Raw genomic sequence first — 12,084 nt, forward strand, 5'->3', positions numbered from 1 at the left:
TATAGAAATCGAATTCGACCTTTAGTGCTTAAAAATCAAAAAGATGCAATATAAAATTCCTTAACTTAATGACATTGCGCTCGCGCAAGCAGGAGAAAGCCGAAGACGCTAAAGTGGGTATCAGAAATGCCAGAAAAGATGCTAACACTGAGATCAAAAAATTAGAAAAAGACGGAACATCAGAAGACATTTGCAAAAGTGCCGAAGAAGAAGTTCAAAACTTAACCAATAGTTATTTCCGCAAAATAGATGAACTTTTAGTGGTTAAAGAAGCTGAAATCATGAAAGTGTAATTCCTTTTCAAATCCTATTAAAAATCCGTTCGCTTAGGGGAACGGATTTTTTTATTGTTACTTTTGCGATACCAAAATGAGATTATACCCGTTTTGCAGTAAACCCTATTTATGAAGCAATTGTGTGTGTTCTTCTTTTTTTTAACGCTTTCGCTACAGGCGCAGTTTCAAGTCAATGGAATTGTGAAAGAGTCTACAACCAATAAACCATTACCATTTGCTACGATTACTACAACTGACGGTATAAACTCCATCTCTGATGTGGATGGGAAGTTTAGTATCGTTACTCCAATTCCCTTTACAGCCTTTGATGTTTCATATATTGGTTTCACCAAAGCCCGGATTGCCATCGAGAAAAACAAAAATTATTATGTGGTCATGCTGTCTCAAAAAACAGATGGTCTGAATGAGGTGGTGGTTCCAGACGAAAACCCAGCTTTGGCAATTATCCGAAAGGCGATCGAAAATAAAGACAATAATAACCCCCAAAAAAAACTCTACAGTTTCGAGTTTAAATCCTATAATAAACTCATTGTAAGCGCAAATCCTGACTCCATTGACGGGAGAATCGATTCTGTTTTTGTCCAAAAATCAAGCGGTGATCAGTTCTCAAAAATTGACTCTTCCGAGTATAAGTTTAAAGATATCGTACGTCAGCAACATCTGTTTCAAACTGAAAAAGTATCACAATATCAATTTGCTAATAGCACATTAAAAGAAACTATATTAGGTACCAAAATGGCGGGTTTCAAGCAACCTGTTTATGAAATCATTGCATTTAATTTGCAGTCCTTCTCTATTTACGATTCCCGTTACGAACTTTTTGAGACCAAGTACAACAGCCCCATTGCCAATGATGCCCTAAAAGATTACAACTATAAACTGTTGGATTCCCTGATCATTGACGGCAGAAACACCTACATGATTTACTTCAAGAATAAGAAAAAAAGAAGAGAGTCAGGACTGGAAGGCGTACTTTATATTGACCAAAATAATTTTGCTGTCGCCAAAGCAGTAATGCGCATAAAAGGCGTTCTTGACATTAGTGGAATTCATAACTTTAAGTACATTCCCAGTGAAAAATTATGGTTTCCAACGGACAAAACCTTTAAAATTGTAAAGGGCAAAAATGATGACGATATAAAAATCCTTGGCGGAACGATTCAATTTGATGGTGATGTAGAAAACGATTTTAAAGAACGAAAAAAAACAGCCTCGGATTTCACCTATTTATTGTCGCAAACCAACAATTTTGAAATCCAGTATAACATACCGATCCAAATAAAAAAATCAGCCGTCACTATCGAAATCAAAGACGATGCAGTTAATAAACCAGAAGCTTTTTGGGACACCTACAGAAAAGACAGCTTAGACAGCCGAAGCAAAAAGACCTATCTAGCACTCGACAGTATTTCGATCAAAAAAAGAATTGAAAGCCGCCTCCGTTTTGGCAGGAAAATTATCAACGGGTATTTACCTATAGGAAAATTCGATTTAGACTTACGTAAATTGTTTAGCTATAATAACTACGAAGGATTTAGATTGGGAATTGGGGGCACTACAAACGAACGATTTTCAAAAAATTTCAGAGTCGAAGGCTACACCGCTTACGGAACAAAAGATGATGATTTTAAGTATAACTTAGGCATCGCAGCACGTGTAGGGAAATTTACTAATTCCTGGATAGGAGTTTCCTATACGGATGATCTTCGAGAAATTGCCAGCACCGTATTTGCAATTGACAAAAAGCCTTTTAAAATTTATGATCCCAGACCTATAAACATCAGTACTTTTTATAATTATGTAACTTGGAAAACATTTATAGAGACTAAAATCATTCCAAAAACCGAAAGTTTATGGGAACTCTCTAGAACGGCTGTGGAGCCACAATTCAATTATATTTTCAATTTAAACGGAAAATTATATCCTAATTACGTGATGACTACTGCGATGGTTTCTTTGCGCTGGAATCCATTTAGTGATTATATGCAAACGCCTACGGGACGAATTGAGGTTGAAAAACGTTTTCCTAAATTTACGTTTCAATACACCCAATCCCTCCCCAAGATCTGGCAAAATGATTTTGAGTTTAGCAAAATAGATTTTAAAACAGAGTATGAAAAAAAATATTTAAACGGTCAAAAAACAAGCTTACTTTTCGAGGCAGGATATTCTTTTGGCGCAATACCCTTAACTCATTTGTACAACACCTCGCCTAATAATATTACCAAAGAAACTATCATTCAAAGGATCACTTTTTCAGGCAAAAACAGTTTTGAAACCATGTTTTTCAATGAGTTTTTCTCCAGTCAATATGCCTATTTTCAATTCAAGCACGGGTTTAGCCGTGTCACATTATTCAAAAAAATAAAACCGTCTTTAGTCATTGTATCCCGCGTGGCTTGGGGTAATTTACAAAACCCGGAGCAGCACATCGGACTGGATTATAAGACACTGAACAAAGGGTATTTCGAATCGGGAATCGAACTAAATCAAATTTACAAAGGACTTGGATTAGGTGGGTTTTACCGGTATGGACCCAATCAGTTGAGTAAATTTCAAGATAATATTGCTGTCAAAATAAGCTTCGTTCTCAATATAGGACTTTAGTGACTCGAAACAAATTTTAATCCTATAATAGAACTGATCAAAGTAGTGATGAAAAATATTCTCCAAAAATCAGCTGGTTCTTTAAACACAAAAATTCCAACCAATACGGTTCCCACTGCTCCTATTCCAGTCCAAACCGCGTATGCGGTGCCTATAGGCAAAGTGAGTGTGGCTTTGTAAAGTAATCCCATGCTTATTGCCAGACAAATCAAGAATCCGCACAACCAGAATGTGGCTGCCATTCCGGAACTTTCCTTGGCTTTGCCCAAGCAAGTGGCAAAACCCACTTCAAAAAGACCTCCTAAAATTAATAAAATCCAGTTCATATTATTGTTTTAAAATTAATACCGAAGGAACGCCGCTCAGCCAAGTGCTTCTGGAGTCCACCAAGTCTTTCCAACTTTCAAGACTGACTACCATTAAATCCTGCTGATCTAAAAATTCCTTTTTAATGATTTTATCGGTTATCAAACCAATGTTATTTGGGTATTTTTGCTCCAAAGAATCAATAGCGCTCTTCATGACAAAATTAGTCGTAAGATGCCCATTTACATCCAAAAGAATAATTTTAGAATTGTTGTTGTAAATTAATTTTTGCACATAATCAATCAAAAAAGAGTCTTCAGGGCTAAAAATTGGAATAAAAATATGGTTTACGTGCTGTAAATCTTTATCGATCAAAATCCCTATTGGCATCTTGGTTTTAGAAATAATCTGTCTGGTTCTTTCATCAAAGGGCGAGTTTTCAAACAAGCCTTCTTTGCCGGTAAACTTATCAATCAAACGATCCGGATTGATGATCCGTGTGGTAAAGCCAATTACTTTTCCAAGAATAGTCCCTTCAAAAATAGATTTCCCTAGACCTATCAATAACAAGTCATAGTCGCCTTGATTGGCTACATCGGCAATTTCAGTTTCAATATCCATCGTTGCTTTAAAAATCGTGGTGATGTCCTGTTTCAGGAGATGGGATTCTTCAACAATAGGATAAAAACTATTTTTTTCTTTGTCTTCCATGTTAAAAGTATGTACCTCATCACTTAAAGACAAATGCATGACGGTAACACTGGAAGTGTTTTTCTGTTTTTTTATCAAACTATTGGCCAATCGAAGCAACGATTTTCCTTTTTCATTGTTTCCAAATGAAATTAAAATTCGGTATTTGTTATCATTTGATGGTTCCAAAATCTCAACCCCATCTTTAGTTTTAAAAATATAATTGATGAGATCTAAGGCCGGACCTGTCATAAAAGTAGTGACCAAAGCCATAATGACCATCATGGTAAAGACTTCAGGAGTCAACACTTTAAGCTCCAACCCGATGTTTAACACAATCAATTCCATCAAACCTCTGGTATTCATCAAAGCGCCAATTGTCAAACTATCCCGCCAACTTTGCCCTATAAATCTGGCGGCCAATGCACTCCCCAAAAATTTTCCTACTACCGCTACCAGAATAATAAAACCGGTCACTTTCCACAAATACGGATCATTGATCAGCCCAATTTCAGTTTTCAAACCTGTGAATACAAAAAATAAAGGCAGTAAAAGAATCAACGCCACATCCTCTACTTTTTCTATAAATATGGTCCTGAATTTTGGAACATCTGGCATAATGGCTCCCGCCATAAACGCTCCAAATAAAGCATGAATACCGATAACCTCAGTAGCATACGAGGAAATAATAAGTACCAGAAAAAAGATCGCCACAACTGGTTTTATAATACTGTCTTTGGAACCATATAAATCCCCAATTCTTTTTAGAAATGGTTTTACAATAAAAATCATAGCTACAACATAAAGTACCGCCAACATAATAATGTATAAGGAACTCACGAACGTTCCTGCTTTCACGATCGCAATGACCACTGCCAGAATACACCAAGCCGTAATATCATCAGCAGCAGCACATGTAATAACAATAGCGCCTAACTTTGTTTTATGAATTCCTCGTTCCTGAACGATTCTGGCCAGAACTGGAAAAGCAGTGATACTCAACGCAATTCCCATAAACAAACTGAAAGAAAGGAACTTAACTCCTTCAGGAGCAAATCGATTGTACACAAAATAAGCCAGACCAATCCCGAGAGTAAAGGGAATGACGATGCTCGCATGACTGATTACCACGGCTTCATTTGCTTTGTTCTTCAGCACTTTTAAATCGAGTTCCATCCCTATCACGAACATAAAAAGAATCAGTCCTATCTGACTCAAAAACTTTAAGTTTCCTAACGATTCAACAGGAAATAAAGCAATTGAAAATTCCGGAAAATACAATCCCAGTAAGGATGGTCCTAGAACAATACCCGCAATAATTTCCCCAATTACTGAAGGCTGACCAATTTTCTTGAAAATCCAGCCAAAAACACGAGCAACTAGAATAATCGTAATAATTTGCGCCAAAAGGATAGCCAAAGGATCTTGGAAGTTATGCTGAATCGACGCTAAAAAATCACTCCAGGAACCGTTTCCACTTTCTGGTGTCACTATCGTTTCTGCAACTTCTAAATGCTTCCCTTTAGTTATAATCCAATACATTAGTGCTATAAAACCGCCAGTAACACTTAAATAAAATAGTGTGTTTTTATAATTCTTCATATTTGTTTTTATATGGACTTTCCCAACTTTAAAGAAACAAAGATGAGAAATTCAAATGTATAATTTATATGCCACAAAATTATTTTATTGTAAAATAAAAAAAGGGTATAATTAGCCCGGTAAAACAACAAAAAGTTTCTTTTAAAATAAATGATTTATAGTGGTTTTGACTACCTTTACCGCCTTTAATATTGACTTATGATTAAGTGGTTTAGTTTAGGATTCTGGGAATTAATAGCGCGAATTGTCCTCAGAAATAGAATTTTGATGTTATCCATTATTGTTGTGATAACAGCGCTTTTAGCACTACAATGGAAAAATATCCATTTCACTTTTACCGAAGCCAATTTATTACCAGATGACAATATTGTAAATATTGAGTACAACGCTTTTCTAAATAAATTTGGCGAAGAGGGAAATCTAGTCATCATCGGTGTAAAAGATAACTCCATATTTACCCCAAAAGCCTATGCTTCCTGGAGCAAAATGATGAATACGCTGAAAGAAGACAAAGCGGTAGATTTAGTAATTTCGTTAAATGACTTAAAGAAATTACAAAAAAATGATTCGCTGCAAACCTTTGAACTCGTTCCTTTTGTGGACCAAAGCAAAACTCTTGATCCGGCATATCTTCAAAAGATCAAAAAAGAACTATTCAATGATTTGCCTTTTTACGAAGGATTACTTTTCAACAAAAGATCGGGAAGCATTCGCTCTGCCGTATACATGGATAAAAAAATTGTAAACACAGCAGCCCGAAAAGATTTTATTCTGGATAAATTAGTTCCCGCAGTCGAAACATTCGAAAAAGAAACCGGAATCGACCTGCGCGTTTCAGGCATGCCTTACATCCGGACGCTAAACGCAAAAACCATCACCGATGAAATAAGTATCTTCATTGGAGCTTCACTATTAGTTACTTCACTGCTTTTCTTTTTCTTTTTTAGAAGTTTTAGGGCGACGTTAATATCAATGGTAATTGTCATTATTGGGGTAATGTGGTCTTTTGGATTTTTAGGATTACTGAACTACGAAATCACTGTTTTGACCGCTTTAGTTCCGTCATTAATCATCGTAATCGGAATTCCGAATTGTATTTTCCTGACCAATAAATACCATCAGGAATATAAAATTCACCACAATAAAGCCAAAGCATTACAGCGTGTCACTACCAAAGTAGGAATGGCAACCTTGATGACGAATCTCACCACGGCCATAGGTTTTGCTACGTTTGTGGCTTCTAATAATCAATTGTTACTGGAATTTGGCGTCGTGACTTCTATCAATATTATGGCACTTTTCTTTTTATGCATCATTGTCATCCCTATTTTTCACAGTTATATTCCGGCCCCGAAAGAGCGCCACATCGAACACCTAGACCGCAATTATGTGAAGGTTTTTATGGATTGGATTCTGAGAAACGTAAAATACAATCGCTTTTCAATTTATGTCGTTTCTGTTATTCTTTTAGTAATTAGCATTGTAGGCATCTACGAAATGCGCATTTCCGGTAGTTTAATTGAAGACATGCCTAAAAAAGAAGCCTTTTTTGAAGACATTGTTTTCTTCGAAAAAGAATTTGATGGAGTGATGCCCCTCGAAATCATGATTGACACCAAACGCAAAAAAGGAGTTATGAAATTGTCTACGCTTAGGCGAATGGAAGAACTGGAGGAAACCATTGATGAAATTCCGGAATTGTCAAAACCCATTTCTATTGTCAATTTAATTAAATATTCCAAACAAGCGTATTATAACGGAAACCCAGACTATTATGAATTGCCAACGTCACAGGAACAGTCGTTTATTTTGTCGTATGCTAAAAATGCTACAAAAAACTCGAAAGATAATCTGATGAAAAGCTATGTAGATTCCACTGGACAATTTGCCCGAATCACGACTTTTATGCGCGATGAAAATGGCGATAATATTGCCAAAATTGAAGCTGAAATTCGTAAGAAAGCTGATAAAATTTTCCCGCCAGATCAATATAAAGTCACCATCACCGGAAAAGCTTTAGTTTTCCAAAAAGGAACCGGTTACCTACTGGACAACTTACTTTCGTCGCTGGCTTTCGCCTTTTTCCTGACCGCACTTTTGATTGGTTTTATGTTCCGTTCGTTCAAAATGGTGTTGGTTTCTATCATTCCTAATTTATTGCCGTTAATGCTAACCGCAGGAATCATGGGCTTTCTGGACATTCCGCTGAAACCGTCGACGATATTGGTTTTCGGAATTGCGTTTGGTCTTTCGGTGGATGACACCGTAAGATTTCTGTCGCAATACCGCGAGGAATTAAAGAAAAATAACTGGAAAATTCGCAAATCCGTTTACGCCACATTTACGGATGCCGGCCTGAGCATGTTTTATACTTCTATCGTGTTGTTCTTTGGATTTTCGGTGTTTATGTTGTCCAGTTTTGGCGGAACAATAGCACTTGGCGGATTGATTTCGCTAACATTATTATTCGGAATGCTATCCAATTTGATGTTGTTGCCAGCTTTAGTCTTGACCTTGAATAAAACTTTGGCCAACGAACAAGATTTTATCGAACCCAAAATTGACATCATCGAACCAAGTGATGCCGAGATTGATGATTTAGAGCAAAAAAATAAGTAAAGTTTATATACACTGTACTTGAATATTATTTTATATTATTCAAAGTAATATCGTACTTTAACTCCCAGAAAGGTATCGTAAGAATACCGTTTATCTGGCAATCGATACTAATTTAAATTAATACAATGCGGTCATGAAAAAACATAAATACAGCAATTTTCTCTTAATTACGTTAACCGGCGTACTTGTTTCCTGCGGTGATATTTCAAAACAAGCTGAAGAAAAAATCAATCAGTTGAATGCCAAGGCGGAAAAGTTAGATTCACTGGTTAATAAAGAGTTGAAGAAAGTAAATTCCCTTGATTCTATAATCAACAAAGAAGGAGCTAAAGTAAAAAAACTCGACTCATTAATTACTAAATCAACTTCAAAAATTGATTCTATTGCCAATAGTAAACTGAATCTACTAAAGAAAATTAACAATAATTAAGAATCATAAAATTTATTTTTCAACTTACATTCCCATTTTTGAATTTTCCTGCTCTTCTGCTTCGCAAAGTTTCTAACTTTTAGGATGTAACTTTTAGTTTTTTACTGATGGAATTAGATTCAAACCAATAAATCATGCTCCTCAAAGTTTCCAACTTTGAGGAGCATGATTTTAAGTTTTGTACTGCTGGTATTTGAGGCGAGATTGTGCCTATCAAAATACCAAGAATTAATTACCAGAAAATATTCTCATTTATGTAATCAAAAAACTAAAGCATTTCAGTTACCAATCACAATCCTATTTATTCTCAAAGAAGATCTTCAAAAACCGTACTTTCACTACTCCCTAGCCCTGATTGCAGTGTAAATCCTTTTTATTTTTTCTTTAAAAATAAAAAGATTGCAACGGAAAGCGGGAAATAGCTCCAGATTGCTTCACTCCTCGCAATGACTTTTAAAACAAATCATTTATATTTGCAGTTCAGTTACAGACAATTTTTAATATCAATTATACCCCTAAAATGAGACATACAAAAGTTAAAGACTTACTAAACAGTACCACGACGCTTCATGAAGTGAATGCAAAAGGATGGGTGAGAACTTTTAGAAACAATCAATTTATCGCGTTGAACGATGGTTCGACTATCAATAATATACAATGTGTTGTCGATTTTGAAAACACTCCAGATGAAACCTTGAAAAGAATTACCACTGGAGCAGCAATATCTGTAACCGGAACTTTGGTAGAAAGCAAAGGTGCAGGACAAAAATTTGAAATTCAGGTAGCTAAACTGGAAATCCTTGGAGATTCAGATGCGGAGAAATTCCCAATACAACCTAAGAACAAACCGAGCTTGGATTTCTTGCGGGAAAATGCGCATTTAAGAGTGCGTACTAATATGTTTGGAGCTATAATGCGTGTACGTTCGGTATTGTCGTATGCAGTTCACAGTTATTTTCAAGAGAAAGGTTTTGTGTATGTGAATACACCAATCATCACCGGATCAGATGCCGAAGGTGCCGGTGAAATGTTTAAAGTTACCGCCTTGCCATTTGACGGAACGCCAAGAACCGAAGATGGAAAAGTGAATTACAAAGAAGATTTCTTCGGGAAAGAAACGAACCTAACGGTTTCGGGACAACTGGAAGGAGAAACTTTTGCCATGGCTTTGGGACAGATTTATACTTTTGGACCAACATTTAGAGCCGAAAACTCGAATACTTCGCGTCACCTTGCTGAATTTTGGATGATTGAGCCAGAGGTAGCGTTCAATGATTTGAACGACAATATGGATTTGGCCGAAGATTTTATTCAGCATGTAATCAAATACACTTTGGAAAAATGTCCTGAGGATTTGAAATTCCTGGAAGGAAGATTATTGGATGAAGAGAAATCGAAACCAGTTGCGGAAAGAAGCGAAATGGCTTTGCTGGACAAACTAAACTTTGTTTTGGAAAACAATTTCAAACGTGTTTCGTACACCGAAGCCATTGATATTTTAAGGGATTGTACGCCTAATAAAAAGAAAAAATTTAACTATATCATCAACGAATGGGGAGCTGATTTACAATCAGAACACGAGCGTTATTTGGTGGAAAAACACTTTAAATGTCCGGTAATCTTGTTTGATTACCCGGCAAATATCAAAGCATTTTACATGCGTTTGAACGAAGACGGAAAAACGGTTCGTGCGATGGATATCCTTTTCCCAGGGATTGGAGAAATCGTGGGCGGTTCTCAAAGAGAAGAGCGTTTTGATGTTTTGGTTGAAAAAATGAAAGCCTTAGGAATTGATGAAGAAGAATTATGGTGGTATCTTGATACCCGAAGATTTGGTTCAGCGGTTCACTCTGGTTTTGGACTTGGATTCGAAAGATTGGTATTGTTTGTAACAGGAATGACAAACATTCGTGACGTAATTCCTTTTCCAAGAACGCCAATGAATGCGGAGTTTTAAAAAAGTTTATTCGGTTAGTCGGTTATTCGGTTAATCGATTCAACAAATAAACGGTTAACCGATTAAACAATAAAAATGCTGAAGCAATTCTTAAATTTAAAATTATCACAGAAATTATCTCCTCAACAAATTCAGTTGATGAAGTTAATTCAATTGCCTACGCAAGCTTTCGAACAGCGTTTACTGGAAGAAATGAACGAGAATCCAGCTTTGGAAACTGGAAAAGAAGAAGATGAGTATGAAAAGGATGAATTCGAAAACGAAGATTATGACGATTATGATGATGCGGAATCAGAGCGAATTGACGCCGAAGACATCAACATTGACGAATATTTAAGCAATGACGAAACTCCGGATTATAAAACGCAGGCTAACAATTATAGTGATGATGACGATGATCGCGAAACGCCTTTTGCCGCGCCTGTGAGTTTTCATCAGGATTTAATCAATCAGTTGAATACCTTCATCCTGAATGATGAAGAGCGTGATATTGCCGAATTCCTTGTAGGAAGTATTGATGACATGGGATATATTCGTCGCAGTGTTGCTGATATGGTAGACGATATGGCATTCACGCAAGGCATTTATACCGATGAGAAAATGGTCGAAAAAATGCTGCAGGTAATTCATGAACTGGAACCATCCGGCGTAGGCGCACAAGATCTACAGGAATGTTTGTTGTTACAATTGAAACATAAAACACCGACAGAATCCGTAGAACTGGCCACTGACATTATCGAAAATCAGTTTGATGCTTTCACTAAAAAACATTATGACAAGCTGTTACAAAAATACAATGTTTCAAATGAGCAGCTTAAAAAAGCAATTCACGAAATAGAAAAACTGAACCCAAAACCAGGAGGATCCTTTACCGGAAACAATAAAATAACAGAAAACGTAGTTCCTGATTTTGCCATTAGAATTGTAGACGGTGAACTGGAACTGACTTTAAACGGTCGAAATGCTCCTTCTCTGCACGTTTCTAAAGAGTATCAGGAAATGATGCAAACGTATAAGGATTCCCGAGACAAATCGGCACAGCAAAAAGATGCAGTGCAGTTTATAAAGCAAAAGTTGGATTCAGCTAAATGGTTTATCGATGCGATACGCCAACGTCAGGAAACCCTTTTTGTAACCATGAATGCGATTACGCATTATCAGGAAGAGTTTTTTCTGGATGGCGATGAAACCAAGTTAAAACCAATGATCTTAAAAGATATTGCCGACATGGTAGGTCTTGACATTTCGACGATTTCACGTGTAGCAAACAGCAAATATGTAGAAACGCCTTATGGCACGAAACTGATCAAGGAATTCTTCTCGGAATCCATGAAAAACGATCAAGGCGAGGATGTTTCGACATTGGAAATTAAGAAAATCCTTCAAAATACAATTGAGGAAGAGGACAAGAAAAAACCACTTCCAGACGATCAATTGGCTGAAATTCTTAAAGATAAAGGCTATCCCATCGCGAGAAGAACGATTGCAAAATACAGAGAACAACTTGATATTCCTGTGGCGAGAATGAGAAAGAAAATATAGGCGATGCGTTAAATAAGGACCAATTTAAGCACTTA

The 12,084-nt window shown here is 36.5% G+C and carries 7 protein-coding genes and 1 pseudogene; 6 read left to right on the forward strand and 2 right to left on the reverse strand.

Features of this window, described 5'->3' with window-relative positions:
* Nucleotides 1-95 precede the first annotated feature (95 nt).
* Nucleotides 96-293, forward strand: a pseudogene (locus EKL95_RS02500) (ribosome recycling factor); the annotation flags it as partial.
* A 111-nt stretch (nt 294-404) separates the two neighbouring features.
* Nucleotides 405-2,903: a DUF5686 family protein gene (locus EKL95_RS02505; RefSeq protein WP_126563491.1), complete on the forward strand. Its 2,499-nt coding sequence runs from the start codon at nt 405-407 to the stop codon at nt 2,901-2,903.
* Here EKL95_RS02505 and EKL95_RS02510 read toward each other — a convergent pair.
* A complete protein-coding gene (locus EKL95_RS02510) occupies nt 2,900-3,229 on the reverse strand; it encodes a DMT family transporter (protein ID WP_126457989.1) in 330 nt (109 codons plus the stop codon). The genes EKL95_RS02505 and EKL95_RS02510 overlap by 4 nt on opposite strands.
* Nucleotide 3,230: 1 nt before the next feature.
* Entirely contained in the window at nt 3,231-5,501 is a 2,271-nt protein-coding gene (locus EKL95_RS02515; RefSeq protein WP_126457986.1) for a cation:proton antiporter, read from the reverse strand.
* 198 nt (nt 5,502-5,699) lie between these two features.
* Here EKL95_RS02515 and EKL95_RS02520 point away from each other — a divergent pair, with 198 nt between their 5' ends.
* The 4 genes from EKL95_RS02520 to rpoN all read left to right on the forward strand — a co-directional run bounded on the left by EKL95_RS02520 (nt 5,700) and on the right by rpoN (nt 12,049).
* The gene (locus EKL95_RS02520; RefSeq protein ID WP_126561305.1) at nt 5,700-8,120 is read left to right on the forward strand and encodes an efflux RND transporter permease subunit; all 2,421 of its coding nucleotides are present in this window, start codon (nt 5,700-5,702) and stop codon (nt 8,118-8,120) included.
* A 133-nt stretch (nt 8,121-8,253) separates the two neighbouring features.
* Nucleotides 8,254-8,550 (forward strand): hypothetical protein, encoded by a 297-nt coding sequence (locus EKL95_RS02525; protein ID WP_126457980.1) that lies wholly within the window; start codon nt 8,254-8,256, stop codon nt 8,548-8,550.
* A 520-nt stretch (nt 8,551-9,070) separates the two neighbouring features.
* On the forward strand, nt 9,071-10,507 hold the full coding sequence (gene asnS, locus EKL95_RS02530; RefSeq protein ID WP_126457974.1) for an asparagine--tRNA ligase: 1,437 nt from the start codon (nt 9,071-9,073) through the stop codon (nt 10,505-10,507).
* Nucleotides 10,508-10,582: 75 nt separating this feature from the next.
* Nucleotides 10,583-12,049, forward strand: a complete 1,467-nt coding sequence (gene rpoN, locus EKL95_RS02535; protein WP_126561306.1) for an RNA polymerase factor sigma-54 — start codon at nt 10,583-10,585, stop codon at nt 12,047-12,049.
* Nucleotides 12,050-12,084 lie beyond the last annotated feature (35 nt).

Origin of the sequence: Flavobacterium sp. LB2P53 (assembly GCF_003970305.1) — a bacterium.
Classification (GTDB): domain Bacteria; phylum Bacteroidota; class Bacteroidia; order Flavobacteriales; family Flavobacteriaceae; genus Flavobacterium.

Coding starts and splice junctions, on each gene's coding strand:
- EKL95_RS02505 (WP_126563491.1), top strand. CDS start 405: ATGAAGCAATTGTGTGTGTTCTTCTTTTTTTTAACGCTTTCGCTACAG.
- EKL95_RS02510 (WP_126457989.1), bottom strand. CDS start 3,229: ATGAACTGGATTTTATTAATTTTAGGAGGTCTTTTTGAAGTGGGTTTT.
- EKL95_RS02515 (WP_126457986.1), bottom strand. CDS start 5,501: ATGAAGAATTATAAAAACACACTATTTTATTTAAGTGTTACTGGCGGT.
- EKL95_RS02520 (WP_126561305.1), top strand. CDS start 5,700: ATGATTAAGTGGTTTAGTTTAGGATTCTGGGAATTAATAGCGCGAATT.
- EKL95_RS02525 (WP_126457980.1), top strand. CDS start 8,254: ATGAAAAAACATAAATACAGCAATTTTCTCTTAATTACGTTAACCGGC.
- asnS (WP_126457974.1), top strand. CDS start 9,071: ATGAGACATACAAAAGTTAAAGACTTACTAAACAGTACCACGACGCTT.
- rpoN (WP_126561306.1), top strand. CDS start 10,583: ATGCTGAAGCAATTCTTAAATTTAAAATTATCACAGAAATTATCTCCT.